16 protein-coding genes are annotated in these 20099 nt (G+C 65.3%); 12 read left to right on the plus strand and 4 right to left on the minus strand.

Annotation, left to right across the window (positions count from 1 at the left end):
* Together RBB39_RS21855 and RBB39_RS21860 are read left to right on the plus strand one after the other, a co-directional pair.
* On the plus strand, positions 1 to 973 hold a 973-nt coding region (locus tag RBB39_RS21855), incomplete at its 5' end, for a PHP domain-containing protein (RefSeq protein WP_306169412.1).
* Between the two features lie 79 nt (positions 974 to 1052).
* Positions 1053 to 1676: an L-threonylcarbamoyladenylate synthase gene (locus RBB39_RS21860; RefSeq protein ID WP_045991103.1), complete on the plus strand. Its 624-nt coding sequence runs from the start codon at positions 1053 to 1055 to the stop codon at positions 1674 to 1676.
* 161 nt (positions 1677 to 1837) lie between these two features.
* On the opposite strand, the gene RBB39_RS21865 is transcribed toward RBB39_RS21860, so the two are convergent.
* Positions 1838 to 2806, minus strand: coding sequence for an ion transporter (locus RBB39_RS21865; RefSeq protein WP_239452497.1), 969 nt, complete (start codon positions 2804 to 2806; stop codon positions 1838 to 1840).
* Between the two features lie 98 nt (positions 2807 to 2904).
* Positions 2905 to 3786 (minus strand): CYTH domain-containing protein, encoded by an 882-nt coding sequence (locus RBB39_RS21870; RefSeq protein WP_045991101.1) that lies wholly within the window; start codon positions 3784 to 3786, stop codon positions 2905 to 2907.
* Between the two features lie 135 nt (positions 3787 to 3921).
* Here RBB39_RS21870 and RBB39_RS21875 point away from each other — a divergent pair, with 135 nt between their 5' ends.
* The 6 genes from RBB39_RS21875 to glrR all read left to right on the plus strand — a co-directional run bounded on the left by RBB39_RS21875 (position 3922) and on the right by glrR (position 11849).
* The gene (locus tag RBB39_RS21875; protein WP_045991100.1) at positions 3922 to 4602 is read left to right on the plus strand and encodes a TIGR00153 family protein; all 681 of its coding nucleotides are present in this window, start codon (positions 3922 to 3924) and stop codon (positions 4600 to 4602) included.
* Between the two features lie 83 nt (positions 4603 to 4685).
* Positions 4686 to 5951, plus strand: a complete 1266-nt coding sequence (locus RBB39_RS21880) for an inorganic phosphate transporter (protein ID WP_045991099.1) — start codon at positions 4686 to 4688, stop codon at positions 5949 to 5951.
* A 244-nt stretch (positions 5952 to 6195) separates the two neighbouring features.
* Entirely contained in the window at positions 6196 to 7506 is a 1311-nt protein-coding gene (gene argA, locus RBB39_RS21885) for an amino-acid N-acetyltransferase (RefSeq protein ID WP_045991098.1), read from the plus strand.
* 810 nt (positions 7507 to 8316) lie between these two features.
* On the plus strand, positions 8317 to 9825 hold the full coding sequence (locus tag RBB39_RS21890) for a sensor histidine kinase KdpD (RefSeq protein ID WP_222516037.1): 1509 nt from the start codon (positions 8317 to 8319) through the stop codon (positions 9823 to 9825).
* Entirely contained in the window at positions 9822 to 10409 is a 588-nt protein-coding gene (locus tag RBB39_RS21895) for a hypothetical protein (RefSeq protein ID WP_231498601.1), read from the plus strand. Before RBB39_RS21890 ends, RBB39_RS21895 begins: the two co-directional genes overlap by 4 nt.
* A 54-nt stretch (positions 10410 to 10463) precedes the next feature.
* Positions 10464 to 11849 carry a two-component system response regulator GlrR gene (gene glrR, locus RBB39_RS21900; RefSeq protein ID WP_045991097.1) on the plus strand — a complete coding sequence of 462 codons (1386 nt, stop codon included), beginning with the start codon at positions 10464 to 10466 and terminating at the stop codon, positions 11847 to 11849.
* 277 nt (positions 11850 to 12126) lie between these two features.
* Here glrR and xseA read toward each other — a convergent pair whose 3' ends face one another.
* Positions 12127 to 13518 carry an exodeoxyribonuclease VII large subunit gene (xseA, locus tag RBB39_RS21905; RefSeq protein ID WP_306169413.1) on the minus strand — a complete coding sequence of 464 codons (1392 nt, stop codon included), beginning with the start codon at positions 13516 to 13518 and terminating at the stop codon, positions 12127 to 12129.
* A gap of 180 nt (positions 13519 to 13698) precedes the next feature.
* Between xseA and RBB39_RS21910 the strand changes: the two genes are divergently transcribed.
* From RBB39_RS21910 to RBB39_RS21925, 4 genes are all read left to right on the plus strand, one after another.
* A complete protein-coding gene (locus tag RBB39_RS21910; RefSeq protein ID WP_052704210.1) occupies positions 13699 to 15432 on the plus strand; it encodes an alkaline phosphatase D family protein in 1734 nt (577 codons plus the stop codon).
* 170 nt (positions 15433 to 15602) lie between these two features.
* On the plus strand, positions 15603 to 16223 hold the full coding sequence (locus tag RBB39_RS21915; RefSeq protein WP_157032936.1) for a hypothetical protein: 621 nt from the start codon (positions 15603 to 15605) through the stop codon (positions 16221 to 16223).
* Positions 16220 to 17791: a GMC oxidoreductase gene (locus tag RBB39_RS21920; protein ID WP_045991094.1), complete on the plus strand. Its 1572-nt coding sequence runs from the start codon at positions 16220 to 16222 to the stop codon at positions 17789 to 17791. Before RBB39_RS21915 ends, RBB39_RS21920 begins: the two co-directional genes overlap by 4 nt.
* A gap of 35 nt (positions 17792 to 17826) precedes the next feature.
* Positions 17827 to 18921, plus strand: a complete 1095-nt coding sequence (locus tag RBB39_RS21925) for an alpha/beta hydrolase (RefSeq protein WP_045991093.1) — start codon at positions 17827 to 17829, stop codon at positions 18919 to 18921.
* A gap of 31 nt (positions 18922 to 18952) precedes the next feature.
* On the opposite strand, the gene RBB39_RS21930 is transcribed toward RBB39_RS21925, so the two are convergent.
* Positions 18953 to 20023, minus strand: coding sequence for an AbrB family transcriptional regulator (locus RBB39_RS21930; protein ID WP_045991092.1), 1071 nt, complete (start codon positions 20021 to 20023; stop codon positions 18953 to 18955).
* Between the last annotated feature and the right edge of the window lie 76 nt (positions 20024 to 20099).

The raw sequence follows: 20099 nt of genomic DNA on the forward strand, positions 1-20099 counted from the left end.
TCTTGCGCCGTCGGAACTGGTGACGCTGTGCCACGCCAAGGGGCTTTCGCATATCGCCCTGACCGACCATGACAGCCTCGAGGGGGTCGCCGAGGCCGACCGTCGCGCCCGCGAGCTTGGGCTGTCGGTGCTGCCCGCCAGCGAACTGTCCTGTCAGTGGCGGGGACTCAATATCCATGTGGTCGGGCTGTTGCCGTCGGGGCCGGGGGACATGCTGGAAGCCGGCCTTGCCGAGCAGGCCATCGCCCGCGAGAAGCGTGCCGAGACCATTGCCCGGCGACTCGAGCGCATCGGCCTGAGCGACGGGCTGGCCAAGGCGCGTGCCTGGGCCGGCAGCGACCGGCCGCTCAATCGCCCCGACTTCGCCCACGTGATGGTGGCAGAAGGGCTGGTGGCGGATCTGTCCGGGGCCTTTAGCAAGTATCTTGGCAACGGCAAGATCGGCGACGTGAAGTCGCATTGGCCCTACCTGTCCGAGGTGGTGGAGTGGATCCTCGACAGCGGCGGCGTGGCGGTGCTGGCTCATCCCCTTCGCTACAAGCTGACCCGGCGCAAGCGCGGCCTGCTGCTCGATGAGTTCTGTCGGGCGGGGGGCCAGGCGGCGGAGCTGGTCAGCGGCTTCCAGAACCCGGATGTCACCCGGGACCTGGCGCGACAGTTGATGGAGCGCGACCTGTACGGATCGCTGGGCAGTGACTTTCACTTTCCGGGAGGACACCTGGCGCCGGGCAGCATGAGTCCGATTCCGCGCACCGCGGTGGCGCCGGTTTGGGCCCATCCGCGCCTTGCCGACTGGTTCGCCAGCGCGGCGAGTACGGACGTGGCGGGCCCTGGCGCGACAAATGCGAGCGTGGACGATGACACCCCGCGCGCCCAAGGGCCGGAAGACGAGAGCCTGGAAGACGAAGGCCAGGAAAGCGAGAGCCCGAAAAACCAGAGCCCCGAAGACAAGAACGCCGCCCATTCGGTCTAGTCTCAGAGGGAAGGCCCGCGCTGCGCCTCGTGCTTTCTTCGCCAACTTCTTTTGCCCGTTTGTTCGCCAGGGAGGCAACATGACCCAGTACTTTCAGATTCACCCCGACAACCCCCAGAAGCGCCTGATCGACCGCGCGGTCGAGATCATCCACAAGGGCGGAGTGGTGGCCTATCCGACCGACTCGGGCTACGCCCTGGGCTGCCACCTGGGGGACAAGAAGGCCATCGAGAAGATCAAGTGGCTCCGGTCGCTGGACGACAAGCACAACTTCACCCTGGTGTGCTCGGACCTGTCGGAGATCGGCACCTACGCCAAGGTGGACAACGCCGTCTTCCGCCTGCTCAAGGCCCACACCCCAGGCGCCTACACCTTTATCCTGCACGCCACCACCGAGGTGCCCCGGCTGCTGCTGCATCCCAAGCGCCGCTCCATCGGCGTGCGGGTGCCGGACCACGAGATCTCGCGTGCCCTGCTTGAACGCCTGGGCGAGCCGCTGATGAGCGTGACCCTGATTCCGGTAGGAGAGGCGTTGCCGATGACCGACCCCGAAGAGATTCGCGATCGCTTCGGTGCGCACCTGGACCTGGTGATCGACGGTGGCGCCTGTCAGCTGGAGCCGACCAGCGTGATCGATCTGCGCGACATGCCGCCGGTCATCGTGCGCGAAGGGCGCGGCGATATCTCGCCCTTCCAGGAGTAGCGCTCGACGCAAACCAGCGAAAGCATGCGGCGCATTGTCAGCAAGGCGACTGGCGAATACCGCCACGATGTTTCTGTTTCGACCGGTCCCGTCCCTGGCTCGCTCTCCTGAACCCCCGCCTTGGACAGGGACCCACTGCGGCCAGGGCCTTGGACAGGGTCTTAGACAGAGGGGCCGCTGCGGTCGGGATTGCTGACGCCATCATCTTCGTCGTCTTCGCGCTTGGCCTTTTCTTCCCCGCCGCCGTCGTCCTCCGGTTCCTCTTCAGGTTCTTCCTTCGGTGCGTTGGGGTCGGGGGTGTCCTCGTCGAGCCAGGTGCCACAGATCAGGCAGTACTTGGCACGCTGCTCGTGGCGGTCGTGGCCGCAGCCTGGGCAGGCTTCGTCGGAGTAGCGATCGGCACGAATCGAGCGGATTACCTCGGCGGAGAAGACCCCGGTGGGGACCGCGATGATCGAGTAGCCGATCAACATGACCACCACGCTGATGGCCTGGCCAAGCGGCGTCACCGGCGAGATATCGCCGTAGCCCACCGTGGTCAGGGTCACCACCGCCCAGTAGATGGCTACCGGAATGCTGGTGAAACCGGCCTCCCTCGGCTCGATCAGATACATCATCGAGGCGAAGATGGTCACCAGCATGAACACCGTGAACAGGAACAGGAAGATCTGGTGGCCGCTGCGCTTCAGCGCGTCGATCAACAGGCGTCCCTCGCCGACGAATTCCATCAGTCTCAGTATCCGGAAGATGCGCAGGCTGCGCAGCAGGCGGATGACAATCAGCGACTGGGCCCCGGGGATCAGCAGCGCCAGCCAGCTCGGCAGGATGGCGATCAGGTCGACGGTGCCGTAGAAGCTCTTCAGATAATTGAGCGGCCGCTCGAGGCAGTAGAGCCTGAGGACCAGCTCGATGGTAAAGAGGATGGTGAAGGTCCATTCGATGGCCCGGAACAGCTCGCCATACTGCATGCGCAGGCTATCGACGCTCTCCAGCACCACCACCAGCACGCTGGCCAGGATGGCGGTGATCAAGGCGATGTCGAAGCCCTTGGCCAGCCGGGTATCCGACTCGAAGATGATCTGAAAGATGCGCGTCTTGAGGCCTTCGGCGGCCGGCTTGTAGCCGTTGATCACGGGCGTGTCCTTGTGGTCTCGGGGCATTCTCCTGCAGGGATTAGGTTATCGCCTACAGGAAATGGGGCCATCGTCGGCGTTGCTCGCTATTGACGTTACTCCATCTCGACGTTGTCGGGTAGCCGGCGACCGAGTCTCAACAGGCCGGCGCCGACCTCGGCACTGAGCCAGTCGGGACGGTGCTCGGCGTCCTCGAGGGAGCCTTGCAGGTGCTTTACTTCCTCACCGACACCGGGCGCCGACGAGCACTGTGCAAGCCGCTCTAGCGTCTCCCGGGCGGTGACCATCCAGCCGCTGTCCTGGGTGTCGGCGTAGGCGTCGAGGGCGACCACCAGGCGATGCAGCAGGGTCGAGGGGCTGTCGCCGGACGGCAGCCGCCAGCCCTCCGCCAGTGCCGTCCCGCGAGCCGCCTTGCTGGTGTCCGATGGGCGCAGCGGGACGCTCTCGGCGAAGCCGTCGGCCAGCTCCAGTAGCTGTCTGGCGTCTCCCCGCTTGAGCTCGAGCTCGACCTCGCGGATGGTAACGCTTAGCTCCCCCACGCGAATCTCGCCCTCGTCGAGGGCGATTTCGACCTCGCCACCATCGCTTTGCACAAGCCACACCTCCCGCTGAAAGTCGGTGGTAAAGCAGGGGGCGAGGCGGGTCAGCAGGGTCTCGTCCAATGCCTGGATCGGCTCGAGCCCCTTGAGACCTTCCAGGTCGAGGGTGTCGCCGGCCACCTTCCATTCCCATTCTCCCCGGGTGGACAGGCCGCCACCGCCCTGGCCGCTGGTCTTCAGGGTCTGGCGCCACTCGTCGCCGATACGCCGCAGACGCAGGGCGACGCGGGCCTCTTTGAGATCTCCCTCTGGGGTGTCGTAGTAGGTATTGACCAGCGTCTGACGGCGGGAAGCCTCTCCGGCGAGGCGGGGGTGGCGTCGTAGCGCATCCGGGCCGTCCGGCCCCAGGGCGAGTTTGAGTTCGACTTCATGGCTCATGCGGAGCGTCCTGACAGGGATAATGGAGGGTGAATCACATCAATGTGACGTTAGTGTGGCGGTATTTTTTCCATGACGTGACAGTTTGGGGTCACTATACTGTCGCCGCCATTTCTCCAGTGTCCGTGACTCCCTATGGTGACATCAAATCCGTTTTCGGCGATGTTTGGCCGCTCCCCCTTTCAACCGCTGCTGGCCCATATCGAAAAGGCGCACGACTGCTCTGCCGAGCTGCTGCCCTTCTTCGAGGCGACCCTTAGGGGCGACTGGGATGCGGCGGCCTCGCATCGTGAAGTGATTACCCGGCTCGAACACGAGGCGGACTCGCTGAAGACCGAGCTGAGGCTGAACCTGCCCAACACCCTGTTCCTGCCGGTTTCCCGTTCGGACCTGCTGGACCTGGTCAGCGTTCAGGACAAGATCGCCAACAAGACCCGCGACATCACTGGCATCATGCTCGGCCGCCAGATGCAGGTGCCCGACGCCCTGGCGACCCCGATGCGCGAGTACATCGCCACCGCCGTCGACTGTGTCGCCCAGGCGCGTCAGGCCCTCGAGGAACTCAAGGACCTGCTCGAATCCGGCTTCGGACGCAATGTCACCGAGCTGATGCAGAAATTGATCCGTGGGCTGCATGATCTGGAGCAGCGTGCCGACGAGCAGCAGATCGCCATTCGTCGCCAGCTGTTCGCCCTCGAGAAGGACCTGCCGCCGGTAGACGTGATGTTCCTCTATCAGATCATCGAATGGATCGGAGAAGTGTCGGACCGCGCCGAGCGGGTCGGCAGCCGACTCCAGATCATGACGGCGAACTGAAGACCGTCTTTCCATCCGACCGCCTGCGGGCGGTCTGACGTCATTCAGACTTTCCTCAGTCAGCAATCAAGGGATCTTCTCCCATGTCGATCATTGCCCAGCACGGTGACATCTTCATCCTACTGGCCTGCGCGTTCGGTTTCTTCATGGCCTGGGGCGTCGGTGCCAATGACGTGGCCAATGCCATGGGTACCTCCGTAGGTTCACGGGCGGTCACCATCAAGCAGGCGATCATCATCGCCGTCATCTTTGAATTTCTCGGTGCCTGGCTGGCCGGTGGCCAGGTCACCGAAACCATCCGCAAGGGCATCATCAATCCGGCCCTTCTGGAAAACGACCCCCAGTTCCTGGTCTACGGCATGCTGGCCTCGCTGCTGGCCGCCGGCACCTGGCTGCTGATCGCTTCGATGAAGGGCTGGCCGGTGTCCACCACCCATTCCATCGTCGGTGCCATCGTCGGTTTTGCCCTGGCCGGGCTCGGCATCGAGGCGGTGGGCTGGGGCAAGGTGGGCCAGATCGCCGCCAGCTGGATCGTCTCGCCGCTGCTCGCGGGCTCCATCGGTTTCATGCTGTTCAAGTCGGTGCAGCGTCTGGTGTTCGAAGCCGACGACCCGTTCGCCGCTGCCAAGCGCTATGTGCCGATGTACGTGTTCCTGGTGGGTTTCATCGTCGCCATGGTGACCCTGACCAAGGGCCTCAAGCACGTGGGCCTGCACCTCGCTCCCTTCGAGAGTCTGCTGATCGCGGTGCTCTTTGGCCTGGCGCTGATGGGCCTGGGTATCTGGCGCGAGCGCAGCATCGGCCGTAGCCAGCGCAAGACCGACTCCTTCGGTTTCGAGGGTGTCGAGCGGGTGTTCGGCGTGCTGATGATTTTCACCGCCTGTGCCATGGCCTTCGCCCACGGCTCCAACGACGTGGCCAATGCCGTCGGCCCCCTGGCCGCGGTCATCAGCGTGGTGCATGAGCATGGCAGCATCGAAGGCGCCTCGGCGGTGCCCTGGTGGGTGCTGGTGCTGGGCGGTGGTGGCATCGTGGTCGGCCTGGTGACCTATGGTCACAAGGTCATCGCCACCGTCGGCACCGGCATCACCGAGCTGACCCCGAGCCGTGGCTTCGCCGCGACCCTGGCCGCCGCCACCACCGTGGTGCTGGCCTCGGGAACCGGCCTGCCGATCTCGACCACCCACACCCTGGTGGGTGCGGTGCTGGGCGTGGGTCTGGCCCGCGGTCTTGCCGCCCTCAACTTGCGGGTCATCGGTACCATCGTGATGTCCTGGCTGATCACCCTGCCGGCAGGGGCGGGCCTTGCGATCATGTTCTTCTTTATGTTCAAGGGGATCTTCAACTAGGCAGGGAGATCTTCAACTAGGCAGGGGGGCATCCCCTTATGCGGGAATGAGAAGATCGCCTTGCGATCATGTTGCTCACTCCTCCCCCCCCCACGACGGCGCCTTCGGGCGCCGTTGTCGTGTCTGGCGTCCGCAGCTGCGCAGGTGGCAACAGGGCGTAACGGGCGGGGCGGGTGTGGGTCGATAGCAGGCTCTGATATAGTGAGAGCTCCTTTCTCCTTGTCCGCCGCAGCAGGTCCGGTCCTTGAACACGTCCTTTTCCTTCGTCGACTGGTTTCGCCATTCCTCGCCCTATATCAATGCCCACCGTGGCCGCACCTTCGTCGTGCTGGTCGAAGGAGAGGCGATGGCGGCGGGGCGAGGGGAGTCGCTGATCCAGGACCTGGCGCTCTTGCACACCCTGGGGGTCAAGCTGGTGGTGGCCTTCGGCATTCGCCATCAGGTACACAGCGTGCTCGAGGCCGAGGGTATCTCGCCGGTGCGCCATCAGGGGCGCTGGGTCGCCGACGAAACCATCATGGCCAGGGTCGAGCGGGTCGCCGCCGAGCAGCGCCTGTGGCTCGAGGCGCGGCTGTCACTGGGGCTGCCCAACACGCCGCTGCACGGTATCGAGTTGACCACGGTGTCCGGCAATCTGGTCATGGCCAAGCCCCTGGGGGTGCGTGACGGCGTCGACTTCCAGCGTTCCGGCGAGGTACGCCGGGTCCGCTCGGGGGCAGTCAGAGCCCTGCTCGAGCAGCACTCGCTGGTGCTGCTGCCGCCGCTCGGGTTTTCCAGCACTGGCGAGGTCTTCGATCTGGACGCCGCAGAGGTCGCCCAGCAAGTGGCAGTGGCGCTGAAGGCCGACAAGTTGATCCTGCTGGGGGAATCCGACGGTCTGCGCGATGACAGCGGGCGGTTGTTGCGACAGCTGTCTCCGGCGGAGGCGCGGCCGCTGCTGGACGACGCCTCTATCGGTGAGGAGCGCGCACGCCACCTGGGAGCCGCCTGCGAGGCGGCGTCCCATGGCGTCGCACGCACCCATCTGTTGTCCTGGCGCGACGCCGACGCTCTGTTGGGCGAACTCTTCACCCGTGACGGCGTCGGCACCATGATCACCCAGCATCGCTACGAACAGCTTCGAGCGGCGGGCGTGGAGGATATCGGCGGGCTGCTGGAACTGCTGGATCCGCTGGAGAAGCGCGGCATGCTGGTCCCGAGATCCCGCGAACGGCTCGAGCACGAGATCGACGACTACCTGGTGATCGAGCGTGATGGCATGGTCATCGGTTGCGCCGCCCTGCACCGTTTCGACGACGCCAACGTCGGTGAGCTGGCCTGCGTGGCGGTGCACCCGGACTATCGTAGCGGGGCCCGTGGTGAACGCCTGCTGGCAGAGATCGAGCGTCAGGCCCGGCGCCAGGGCATCGATCGTCTGTTTGCCCTGACCACCCACACCGCCCACTGGTTTCTTGAGCACGGCTTTGTCCCCTCGGCGCTCGATGAACTGCCACCGCTGCGACGCGACGCCTACAATCATGCGCGGAAGTCGAAGGTAATGAGCAAGGCCTTGTAGGGCGTACCAGGGAAGGTGCTCGTCGACGTTTCGGCCAACCATTACGGCGTCTCCAAATGGAGACGCCGTAATTGTTTGTTAAGTAAGGATATTTTGATTTTTACTCGTTTTGCGTCTGGATTTGGCGACGTTTGTTCAGGGGTCAGGCCTCGAAAGTCGGCCATGACGCTCAAGATGTCTGTGGTTGACGATTTTTGATAATTTTAAGTTATTGATAATAAATAAGTTGCTTTGTTTTTGGCACGGTGATCGCAATAGTCTTGGCGAGCAGGGAAGGTGGCGATCAAGTGTCGTTGTCCTTCCGGGATCGGCGGAGTAATCACTGCCCTGTGCGACTCCGACGAACCCAGCGCCTGCTCCGCGTGATGTGCGACACAAGGTTGCGATGAGACGGCACCGGCCGATCAGGCATGGAGAGGTGTCGTGAAGAGCAAGGATGCTCTGGCAAGGAAGCCGACCCCTTCGGGGGAGTCTTTCGCTCCGCCGCCCAGGCGACGGAGCCAGAACGAGGCAGGATGGGAGACCATCCAAGAGGTGAGATCAGGTTCCTGGTAACGACGATCCCACCTTGGCTTCGGGCCCTTTGGGCCACCCGAAAACCGTTCAATGGGCGGACCAGGCCATCGATTGATCTGTTTTCGACCCTTCAGTTCCCTGCGTATTCGGGCCGGCCTAGCCGGCCCCTTTTTTTTCATACGGTTTTTTGCGAAGTCGGCTGAGCGTTTGACGCGGGGGTAATGGGCCAACTCTGGTATTCTTCTGGATGGATTGATGGACGCTTCATTCACCTTCCTTCACAGAACTCTGGTCATGACCTCTGCTGCCACGCGCCGTTGGCGCCCCCGCTCGTTGTTGCAACTGGTGCTGCTGGCCTTCGTGGTGGTCATGCTGCCGCTTGGTGTGCTGATGTACCAGGCTGGTCAGGCGCTGTCGGAGCTGTCGCGGCTGGCCGAGGTCAGCGCTCGTCAGGCGGTGTCCGAGACACGTCGGGCACGCACCCTGGGGTCGCTGGCGGTGGAAATGGAGCGTGGTGCGCGCCAGTACGCGGTGATCCAGGAAGAAAGCCTGCTCGACATCTATGCCGATCGTCTGGCCGAGTTCCGCGAGTTGCTGGCGCGTCAGCGCCTGCTGCTGCCCGATGACCCCGACATCCAGGCGCTGGAACGCCTGCTCGACGAACTCGCGACCCTGCCGCAACAGCCGCCGGAGGCCTACGCGGCTTCGCTCGACGACTTTGTAGCCTTTTCCCGACACGTCGAGGGTATGCGCCAGGCCACCAACAGGCGCATCGATCTGCGCCTGGACGCCATCCGTGAACGTGCTCGACAAGTGCAGCAACGCCTGTGGTGGCAGACCGGGGCGCTGGTCTCGGCGAGTCTGATGCTGATGCTGTTGTTCACCCGCTTGATCATACGCCCGGTGCGTCAGCTCGAGCGGCGCATCCTCGGCATCGGCAGTGGCTATCAGGACAGCCAGCAGCGCCACGTTCAGGGCCCTGCGGAGCTGGTAGCGCTGGGCGAGAGGCTCGACTGGTTGACCCATCGCCTGGAAGAACTCGAAGCCCAGAAACAGCAGTTCCTGCGCCATATGTCCCATGAACTGAAGACACCGCTGGCCAGCGTTCGTGAGGGATCGGCGCTTTTGTCCGATGGCGTGGCCGGTGAGTTGAGCCCGCGTCAGCGTGAAGTGCTGGACCTGATCGACGCCAGCGGCGCCGAACTGCAGCGCCTGATCGAGCAACTGCTCGACTATAATCTGTTGCAGCACCACCGCAGTGCGGCCATCGAGCGCCTCGACATGGCCACGGTGGCACGCGAGGTGCTGGCCAAGCATCGATTGAGCCTGCAGTCCAAGGAAATGTCGGTCGAAGTGTTCTCGGGCCCGCTGCAGTGGCGTGCCGATCATCAGGCCACCGCCCGATTGCTCGATAATCTGGTGTCCAACGCCGTGGCCTACGGTGAGGATGGTGGCAAGCTGCTGATTCGCGCCCGCGCACGCCACGACAGGCTCGAGCTCGAGGTAGCCAACACCGGCGAGCCGATCGCCGAGCAGGATCGCGACCACCTTTTCGAGGCCTTCTACCAGGGACGAGCACGACGCAAGGGTGCGCTCAAGGGCTCCGGCATCGGACTCTCCGTGGCGGCTGACTGCGCTCGTCTGCAGCACGGCCGGCTCGAGCTGATCGATGATCCCGAGTGGCCGGTGTGCTTTCGACTGACGCTGCCGGCAGCACCACCGGAAGATGGCCGACATTACGGCCTACATAACGATACAAGGCCCGCATTGACGGGTCAGGACGCAAGGAATCTGACGCTATGAACTCAAGGGGTGTGACCCTGACACCTCGACGCTCGCTTACCCGAGTCGTCGGCCCTGCCGCTGTTGTCAGTCTGATGCTGGTGATCAGCGGTTGTGAAATGCTGCCTATCGAGTCAGTCGGTGACGAAACACCGGCGGTCGAAGCGCTTGATCTGACCACCTGCCATGCAGAGGTGCCGACCTTTGCCGAGTCTTCTTGCATGTTGACCGACTGGATCGCCTTCGGTCTGGCCTCCCAGCGTGGCGATCGCCAGTGGCGTGACGCCATGCTGGCGCGGCTGGAAGGTCATGCGCCCGAGCAACGCCTGGGGCGCGCCGTGGCCTTGAGCTGGGGCAGCGAAGCCCAGTGGGACCAGGCGTCGGAGCTTTACAAGGCGGACCTGAGCCTGGCGCCCGTTGAACTCCAGCCCCTGCTGCGCTACTGGCTCAACGAACTCGAAGGGCGGCGCGCCCTGGATGACCGCGCCGGTCGCCATCATGGCGAGGTGGCTCGGCTACGCCAGGAAAACAAGGAACTGGCAGACAAGCTCGATGCCATGACTGCCATCGAGCAGAACATCAATCTGCGACAGCAGGCGGAATGAGAGCAGAGCACCAACCAGCGACAGCGGATGGAGTGAAATTGTGGAGACGGTGATATGAAGCAAGTCGCAGCGACCGCGAACGCCAGGACATCGGCCCATGTACTGCTGGTAGACGATGATGTCAGCCTGCTGAAGCTTCTGGGCATGCGCCTGGAAAGCCGCGGCTATCGGGTGACCACCGCCGAGAGCGGTCGCGAGGCGCTCAAACGGCTGGAAGAAGGGCGGCCGGATCTGGTGCTGTCTGACCTGCGCATGGATGAAATGGACGGCATGGCGCTGTTCCAGGATATCCAGCGGCGCATGCCCGGCCTGCCGGTGATCATCCTGACCGCCCATGGCTCGATTCCGGATGCGGTCAGCGCCACTCGCCAGGGCGTGTTCAGCTTTCTGACCAAACCGGTGGACCGCGAAGAGCTGTTCGGTGCCATCGACGATGCTCTGTCCAATACCGCCAGCAGCGGCGAAGGTGACGACAGCTGGCGCGACGAGATCATCACCCGCAGCCCTGAAATGGAGCGTATTCTCGAGCAGGCGCGGATGGTGGCGGGGTCCGATGTCAGCGTGCTGGTCACTGGACCATCGGGCTCCGGCAAGGAGCTGCTGGCCAATGCCATCCACAAGGCCAGCGCCCGCGCCGACAAGCCCTTTATCGCGATCAACTGCGGCGCGCTGCCGGAGCAGTTGCTGGAAAGCGAGCTGTTTGGCCACGCCAAGGGCGCCTTCACCGGGGCCATCAGCGAACACGGCGGGCTGTTCCAGGCGGCCGACGGTGGCACCCTGTTCCTGGACGAGATCGGCGACATGCCGCTGGCGATCCAGGTCAAGCTGCTGCGGGTATTGCAGGAGCGTCAGGTGCGCCCGGTGGGCTCCACCACGTCGGTGCCGGTGGACGTGCGGGTGCTGTCGGCGACCCATCGCGATCTGGATCAGGCCATGCATGAAGGTGAGTTCCGTGAGGATCTCTACTATCGCCTCAACGTGGTCAACCTGAAGCTGCCGGCGCTCAAGGATCGCGCCGAGGATGTGCCGCTGCTGGTCAAGCATCTGGTGGCCCAGGCGGCGTCGCGCCACAAGCCCTTCGTCAAGGGGTTCTCGCCGGAGGCGCTCAATCTGCTGGCAACCTGTGCCTGGCCCGGCAATGTGCGTCAACTGGTCAACGTGGTCGAGCAGTGCGTGGCACTGTCCAGTGCGCCGATGATCCCGGAAGCCCTGGTGGCCCAGGCGCTGGCGGCGGAAGACAACGCCATGCCGACCTTCAACGACGCTCGCGCAGGATTCGAGCGTAGCTACCTGGTCAAGGTGCTGAAGATTACCGAGGGCAACGTGACCCAGGCGGCGCGCATCGCCGGACGTAACCGCACCGACTTCTACAAGCTGTTGTCCCGCCATGAGCTGGAACCCGCCTCGTTCAAGCCGGGGGTGGCAAGCCCTTCTCGCTAGCCCGATGGGCAGGCTTGGTCCGATGGGCCGAGCCCCCGAAGATCCCCGCTCCGGCCCCGTCCGGCTGCTTCAGCCGGCGGCGGTTCGCCGCCAAGGTGCCGCCGGCAAGGTGCCGCCGGCAAGATACCGACAACCTAGGCGCTGTCCGAAAAGTCGACGAGCGAAGGTTAGACAAGGCAAAAATCGGTGAGAAAGCGCAGTTTACGGGGTGTAAATGAGCATTTTGATCCGATTTTTAACGCTGTATTACCGAGCGCAGGCACTTTTCAGACAAGCCCTAGGCCTCGTCGTCGGATCGGTTGTCCGGGGCCTGCTCGGCTGCCGGCCATGTCTCGATCACCTCGACGTCCAGCTCGCCATCGGCGAGACGAGCGTGCAGTCGCTGGCCGGGCGCGGCCTGATCGGCGCGGCGCACCGCCTGGCCGTCGCTTGCGGTGAGGATGGCGTAGCCACGACCCAGTACGGCCAGCGGACTGACCGCCTGCAACTCCCGGGCGGCGGCTGCCAGGCGCTCGCGCCGATGGACCAGCGATAGCCGCTGGGCGCCGTCGAGACGGCGTCTCAAGCGGCTCAGTTGGCGCCGATTCTCGTCCAGGGTGAGTCCGGGCGAGCGCAGCGACAGACGGTGAGCCAGGTCTGTCTGGCGGCGCCGCTCGGCGACCACTCGACCGCTGATGGCGCGTCCGAGGCGTTCCTTCAGCTGGCCAAGACTATCGCGCTGACGTGCGATCGCCTCGCCGGGGTGACGCAGGCGCGAGCGCAGGTGATCCAGCCGCTGGCCTTCCCGCTGCAACAGGCGTGCTTGGGCACCCTTCAGACGATTGTCTGCCTGGGTTAGCCGGGCCGTCAGTTCCTGGCGCGAGGGCACCAGACGTTCGGCGGCGGCGGAGGGCGTCGGTGCGCTGGCGTCGGCGGCCAGATCCGACAGGCTCTGGTCGGTCTCGTGGCCCACCGCAGACATCACCGGCAGGCGCGAGTGGTGGATCGCTCGGGCCAGGTGTTCATCGTTGAAGGCCCACAGATCCTCGAGACTGCCGCCGCCACGGGTGATCAGCACCACGTCCCGGGCCGGGTCCAGCGTCGCCTGGCGATTGAGCAGGCCCAGGGCGGCGATGATCGCGGGCGCCGCCTCGGCCCCCTGGACCGGTACCGGTATCAGGGTCACCGTGACCAGCGGCCAGCGTGCCCGGAGTACCGCCAGCACGTCGCGCAGGGCGGCGCCGCTGGCGGAGGTCAGCACCAGCAGATGTCGCGGGGGAAAGGCCAGCGAGCGAGCGTTGGTGAAGACCCCCTGGTCGCCCAGGCGTTGCTTGAGCGCCGCCAGGGCGGCGAGCAGGGCGCCGGCTCCGGCGGCCTGCACCGCCTCGACGATCAACTGGTAGTCGCCCCTGGGCTCGAACAGCGAGACTCGGGCGCGCACCCGCACCAGATCACCGTCACGCATGGGCGTCGACACAAAGCGTCCACGCGTGCGAAACAGCACCGCCTTCACCTGGGCGCGTTCATCCTTGAGGGTGAAGTAGACGTGCCCCGAGGCCGGGCGCGAGACCCCCGACAGCTCGCCTTCGATCCACTGTTCGCCGAGATCGGCTTCCAGCGTAGCGCGCGCGCGTCGATTGAGGTCGCTGACCGAGAGTACGTCCTGGGCGCTATCCGACGTCGCTGTCATGGAGGCTTCCTGGGCTGGCATTGAAGAGAATCGGCGAGCATCAGCGACTGGCAGGACCACGCTGGCAAGTGACAGGTTACCAGAGCCCAGGTCGCCGCTTCAGCAAAGTCGAACTACGCTTAACGGGACAGGCGGGCAACCGGTCTGCCTCGCACGCGCCGCTGCGACGGAGGAGGGCACATGTCGGGACTTCGCGCGCCCGATATCGGGCCTATCGTGGGGCACACCACGGATCACAGCTGTCGGCTGTGGGTTCGCGGTATCGCTCCCAATGATGATGGCGTCGACCTGACCGCGTCCTTGCGCACCGTGGGCCTGCTGGCGGTGGTCGAGGACAATGGCTTGCCCCGCCTGATCGACGGTGATCCGTCACGTCCCCACGCCTTCTATTTTCGTCTGCACCGGGAGTTTGATCGTACCGGGACCTTCGAGCTGGGGGCCGAGGAAGGTCTGGGAGCGATCGATGGCGTGGCGCCGCTGGGCCAACCCGATGGGGTGGTGCCGTTGACGCCCGATACCCGCTACAAGGTGCGTGTCGCGACCCTCACCCTGGATGACACGACGCCCGACGTGGAAAGCCTGAGTGACGCCCAGATCGCCGCCAGGCTGCCCGACGTCAACGGCATGGCGTCGCTGCTCGCCGACCTAGATGGCGAGCACTGCGAGGCCGAATTCACCACCTTCGCCGCCGCAGTAGAGCCACGACTGGCCTTTCTGCTGGGGTCCTGTCGCTATCCCGGTACCCTGTGGAAGACCAAGGAAGCCGATCGCATCTTCGGCCCCATGGCCAGTCACTTGAGGCGCCGAGGCAGTCGGCCGGCGGCGCGCTTCAGCCTGCTGGTGGGCGATCAGATCTACGCCGATCAGTACAGTCGCTTCGTGCCGATCGGTCGCGCCGAGACCTTCGCCGAGTTTCAGGACCGCTATCGCCAGGCCTTTGGTTCCCCGCAGATGCGCCACTTCCTGCGCCAGGCACCGGTGTACATGATCCTCGATGACCACGAGATCGAGGACAACTGGCATCGTGACCGCCTCGCCGCCAAGCGCGAGCTGTTCAATGTCGCCATTGGCGCCTACATGAGCTACCAGTGGTCACACTGCCCGCGCAGCTTCGGGCGTCATCTGCACTATCACTTCGACTGCGGCGGCTATCCCTTCTTCGTCTGTGACACCCGTACCCATCGTACCTACGGTCGCGAGAACCGGGTGATGGACAACCATCTGCTGGGACGGCCCAGCATCGACCCCCAGCATCCTTCCCAGCTGGACGTGCTGCTCACGTGGCTGAGCGACCAGCAGGCCAGGTGCGGCGCGATGCCCAAGTTTGTCGTTACCTCGACGGTGTTCGCGCCCAGTCCGCTGGATGAAAGGCTCGATCCGGCCCTGGATGGCCATGACGCCCAGGCGCCGACGGATCTGGTGCGGACCAACCTCTCCCGGCGTGCCGAAAGCGATAGCTGGTCGGGGTTTCCGGCCACCCGCAAGGCGCTGGTCGAACATATCGTCGAGGCCGGCATCGACAACGTGATCTTCCTCAGCGGCGACGTGCACTGCGCCAATATCGCCGAGATGGTGGTGGAAGGGGGCGGTGGCGAGCCGCGACGGCTGTATGACGTCACCTCCTCGGCGCTGTACTGGCCGTTCTTCTGGGCCGACGGGGACCCCAACGGCTTTGTTCACGACTCCCGTCTGCCCGGTCAGGTGGATGGCTTTCCGCTGTTTGATGGTGACGTGACGCTGCACTACCGGGCCTTTGGCTTCTATCAGCAGGAAAACTTCTGTCGCCTGGAGCTGGACCGCGCTCACCACCGTCTGCGGGTCAAGGTGATCGATCGCTACGGCGATGAAGTCAGGGTGACGGACCCCGATGGCTCCGTGGTGCCCTATAACGATCTGGCGCTGGTGCCCTGGTAGCGAGCGATATGGCCGGTAGCGGCAATGTCGAAAGCGGGGCTGAAGGGCGCTGGGCTTGAGAGCGCTCGTCGGAAGAGTGCTCGTCGGAAGAGTGCTGACGGGCCGGTCGCCAAAGGGCGGGCGGCCCGGACGACAGGCGCAGGAGCAGGTCCTTTCCTGGAGAAATGGCGGTGAATACGACTAACCCCATGCTGGCGGGATTGCTGTTCGAGGAAACCATGCGAGGCCATTTTTCGCTCGGAAGCCAGGCGCCCGAGCGTGGTGAACGGCTGGGGCATACAGAAGGCACCGAACTGGCCCTCCATGCCAAGGTCCAGATCGATGACATGGGCGCCTTCCTGGCCGACGACCGCCACCACGGCAGGCTGGGTGGTGTCGTCGATTTTGCCCCGCTGGGCCTTGGGCTGGTGATTCTCGAGGGCGACTTTCAGTTGTTTTCCCAGGGCCCCGGGGCGGGGCGTCAGATGGTCTACGACGCGGTTCTGGAACTGGATGAGCGGCGATTGTTCCTGCACGGGGTGAAGCGGGTCAACGACGATCCGGGGCCTGATCTCTGGCGCGATACCACCACCCTCTATACCACTCTGCATGAGGGCGAGAGCGCCACGGCCGACATTCTCGGGGCGGGCATCCTGCACCTGGGCGTGGCCGAGTTGATGGCCATGCTCAAGACCATGACGCCGACGGGCCAAGGGGACCTGCGCACGGTGGCGGATTTCGGTCGCTTCTTCTTTGGTGAACTGTGGCACCTCTATGCGCCCTGGGTCATTCGCCGGGAGCCCGAGGCATGAACTACGACGCCATCGTGGTGGGGTCAGGGTTTGGTGGGGCCGTGGCGGCCTGCCGGCTCGCCGAGGCCGGGCTCAAGGTGCTGGTGCTTGAGCGCGGAAGACGCTGGGAGCGCGAGGACTTCCCCCGGGGGCCGGATGATGACTGGTGCTTCGATGTGGACGCCCCTCGGGAGCGTCATGGCTGGCTCGACCTGCGCTTCTTTTCGCGCATGGCGGTGGCACAGGGCGCTGGCGTGGGTGGTGGTTCGCTGGTCTACGCCAATGTCTCGGTGCCGGCTGAGCGCTTCGCCTTCGACAGTGGCTGGCCGGAAGCGATCGACTTCGATGAACTCGTCCCCTACCAGGACCGGGTAGGCCAGATGCTGGAGGTGGCCGAGGTCCCCGCGGGCCAGGTCAGCGAGCGCTATCGACTGGTCCAGGAGGCCGCCGTGCGCAGCGGTGACGGCGATCGCTTTCGCCCCTTGCCGCTGGCGGTGCGTTTCGACCCCGACTGGAACTATCGGCTCAGTGAGCCTCACCACCGTCGACACAGTCGGCAGGCCCTCAATGTCCACGGCAAGGAACAGGGGACCTGCATCCACTGCGGCTATTGCGATATCGGCTGCCCGGTGGGAGCCCGCAATACCCTTGACCTGAATTACCTGGCCCGGGCGGAGCAGCTGGGGGCGCAGATACGTCCATTGAGCATGGTGCGATCGCTGGTGCCGGAGTCCGGGGGCTATCGGGTGACCTTTCAGCATCTGGAAGGCGCGCCGACGATCCGTCACGAGCGCGCCGAGCGAGTGATCCTTGCCGCTGGCTCGCTGGGGTCCACCGAGCTGTTGCTGCGGGCCAGGGACCAGTACCGCACCCTGCCGGAACTGTCGCCGCTGCTCGGCCATCACTGGTGCGCCAATGGCGATTTCCTGACCCCCGCGATCTACCCGAACAGACGCATTGATGCCTGTCGCGGGCCGACCATCAGCGCCGCCATCGACTATCTCGACGGCAGCGACGGCGGTGAGCGCTACTTCGTCGAGGACGGCGGCTACCCTGACTTGATCGCCCACGCCTTGACGCAATTGCTGTCGCGCTCCGCCACCGCGAGCATGTTGCGGGGTGGCTGGCGCGCGGTGCTGGCCGAGGCGCTCAAGGAGAATGACCCCGATCGCTGCCTGATGCCCTGGTTCGGCCAGGGCATGGACACCGCCGACGGGGTGCTCAGGCTGACGCGGCGTTGGCTGGAGCGAGAGCCGTCGTTGAGCCTGGACTATCGGGTGGCCGCGTCGCGAGCCACGGTGCAGGCGCTGTGCGAACGCCACAAGCGCCTGAGCGCGGCCACCGGAGGCGTCGCCATCGAGCCACCGAGCTGGCGCCTGCTGGACTATTTGATCACCCCGCACCCACTGGGCGGTTGTCCCATGGGAGAGAATCGCTGGGACGGGGTGGTCGACCATGCCGGGGAGGTGTTCGGCTATCCGCGACTGTACGTGCTCGACGGTGCCATCGTGCCGCGCGCGCTGGGGCTCAATCCCTCGCGCACCATCGCCGCCCTGGCCGAGCGCGCCATGGCGCGGATGCTGGCCTAGCAGACGGAAGCGGCGACCCACCGGGAGGTAACATCATGGCCCGCGAGATCCCCCTCTATACCCTCGACGGCGTTGTCGACGCCGGGGTCACCCAGCACGGCTTCTGTACCGAGGACGGCCTGGGGCTGTCACTGCTGCGCTTTCGTCGTGGCCAGGGGCGCATGGCGGTAATGATCGTTCACGGCCTGACCACCTCCAGCGACATGTTCATCCAGCCCGAGCATCGCAATCTGGTCAGCTTCCTGCTGGACGAAGGGGTCGACGAGGTGTGGACGCTGGACTTCCGCATGAGCAACCGCCACCCCTACAACCTGCAGCCCAACCGCTACTCCATGGATGACTGTGCGCTGTTTGACTTTCCCGCGGCGGTGGCAAAGATCCGGCAGGTCGCCGGTGACGACGTCGAGCTGCACGTGATCGCCCACTGTCTCGGCTCGATGGGCTTCGCCATGGCACTGTTCGGCGGCACCGTCAGCGGCATTCGCTCCTGCATCCTCAACAGCGTTGCGCTGACGCCCCATGTACCGCGCTGGTCGAGGATCAAGGGCCACATCTTTCCCTTCGTGATCGAGCGCATCTTCCAGCAGCCCTACGTCAGCCCGCGCTGGAGCGAGGATCCAAGATTCACGCTGGGCAAGCTGTTGTCGAAAGGCGTATCGCTGTTCCACCGCGAATGCGACGTGCCGGCCTGCCATATGCTGTCGCTGATGTGGGGCACCGGCTGGCCGGCACTGTACAACCACGAGAACCTGGACGAGCGCACCCACCGACGGGGTGGTGACCTCTACGGCCCGGTAGGGCTCAACTACCACCGGCATGTCTTGAAGATGCTGGGCCGGGGCCATCGCACGGTGAAGATGCGCGAGGCGCCCGAATACGCCGCGCTACCCGACGACTACCTGCTCGAGGCGCGCCGCGTCGATACCCCCTGCCTGTTGCTGACGGGACGCGACAATCGCGTCTTCACCGACAGCAACGTGCACTGTCACCGGGCCCTGGAGGAGGTCGCCCCGGGCCGCCATGAGCTCGCGATCATCGACGGCTACGGCCATCAGGACGTGTTCATGGGCGCCCGGGTCGACCGTGAGGTCTTTCCCCGGTTGATGACGTTTCTGAACGCCCACGCCTGAGCCCAGGCGCCACACCTGAATCCAGATGCCGTCAGGCCCTGAGGCGGCGATGGGCCCAGCCCACCAGCGGCGGCAACGCCACCAGCAGAACGGTGATGCGCAGCAGATGGTGGGAGGTGACGAAGGCCGGTTCGATATTCAGTGACAGCGCCACCAGGCTCAGCTCCGGCGCCCCGCCCGGCATGTAGGCCAGCAGTGCCGCAGCCACCGAGATGCCGGTCAGCGCCTGGCCGACCCAGGCTGCCGCTACCGCCAGCACCACCAGGATCAGCGCCTGGACCACCGCCAGACCCAGTTGCCGCGCCATGTCGGACAGCGCCACGCCGACGAAGCGCACGCCCACCGAGGTGCCGATGACTACCTGAGCCAGGGCGATCAGCGCCGGTGGCAGCACCGCGTGGGTCAGCCCGGAAAAGTGCAGCAGCGACGACACCAGCGCCGGGCCGAACAGCAGGGCGTTGGGCAGGCGCAGCACCCGGCCGACCACGGCGCCGAGCGCCGCCGCTACCACCAGCCAGGCGGTGCCGGCGAGCGAGGGTAGCTGGCTCCACTGGGCCGGCCCGTTGCTGGCGCCGGCCAGATCCACGTGGCCGAACAGGCCGAGGATCGGTGGAATCGCCAGCAGCAGCACCAGGATACGCACCGCGTGGGTGATACCGACGGCACGCAGGTCAGCGCCAGACTCGTGGGCCATCATCAACAGCGCCGACAGTCCGCCCGGGGCGCCGGCGTAGAGCGCGGTGTCCAGCGAGTGACCGGCCACGCGGTAGCTGAAGGCCACCGCCACCACCATCATTACCGCGGTGGCGGCGAGCATGATTGCGGCGCTGGCGGCCCAGGCGGTGATATCGCCGGACAGCTCCGGGGTGAAGGCCGAGCCCAGCATCACCCCGATGACCACCAGAACCCCCTTGCGCAACCGTCCCGGCGAGCCCAGGCGCACCCCGGCGAGGCTGGCCAGGGTGGTGGTGATCAGGGCGCCGAGCAGCCACGGAAGCGGCAGGTCGATCAGGTAGGCGATGACCCCGCCCAGGCCGCCCAGGGCGAGGGTGGGCAGGAAGCGCCAGGCGCCGGGGGGAAGGAGTGTGGGGGCGGCGGGCATGGCGTCTCCTGTGTGCGTTGCCTGTACTCTGTGCACAGGTGGTGGTGATCGAGCCTGACGACGGCGCGGGGGGGGG

The organism is Halomonas sp. MMSF_3323 (assembly GCF_030733595.1).
Taxonomy (GTDB): Bacteria; Pseudomonadota; Gammaproteobacteria; order Pseudomonadales; family Halomonadaceae; genus Halomonas; species Halomonas litopenaei.

Coding starts and splice junctions, on each gene's coding strand:
- RBB39_RS21880 (WP_045991099.1), top strand. CDS start 4,686: ATGTCGATCATTGCCCAGCACGGTGACATCTTCATCCTACTGGCCTGC.
- RBB39_RS21870 (WP_045991101.1), bottom strand. CDS start 3,786: ATGAGCCATGAAGTCGAACTCAAACTCGCCCTGGGGCCGGACGGCCCG.
- RBB39_RS21930 (WP_045991092.1), bottom strand. CDS start 20,023: ATGCCCGCCGCCCCCACACTCCTTCCCCCCGGCGCCTGGCGCTTCCTG.
- glrR (WP_045991097.1), top strand. CDS start 10,464: ATGAAGCAAGTCGCAGCGACCGCGAACGCCAGGACATCGGCCCATGTA.
- RBB39_RS21920 (WP_045991094.1), top strand. CDS start 16,220: ATGAACTACGACGCCATCGTGGTGGGGTCAGGGTTTGGTGGGGCCGTG.
- RBB39_RS21860 (WP_045991103.1), top strand. CDS start 1,053: ATGACCCAGTACTTTCAGATTCACCCCGACAACCCCCAGAAGCGCCTG.
- RBB39_RS21875 (WP_045991100.1), top strand. CDS start 3,922: ATGGTGACATCAAATCCGTTTTCGGCGATGTTTGGCCGCTCCCCCTTT.
- RBB39_RS21895 (WP_231498601.1), top strand. CDS start 9,822: ATGAACTCAAGGGGTGTGACCCTGACACCTCGACGCTCGCTTACCCGA.
- RBB39_RS21910 (WP_052704210.1), top strand. CDS start 13,699: ATGTCGGGACTTCGCGCGCCCGATATCGGGCCTATCGTGGGGCACACC.
- RBB39_RS21890 (WP_222516037.1), top strand. CDS start 8,317: ATGACCTCTGCTGCCACGCGCCGTTGGCGCCCCCGCTCGTTGTTGCAA.
- xseA (WP_306169413.1), bottom strand. CDS start 13,518: ATGACAGCGACGTCGGATAGCGCCCAGGACGTACTCTCGGTCAGCGAC.
- RBB39_RS21925 (WP_045991093.1), top strand. CDS start 17,827: ATGGCCCGCGAGATCCCCCTCTATACCCTCGACGGCGTTGTCGACGCC.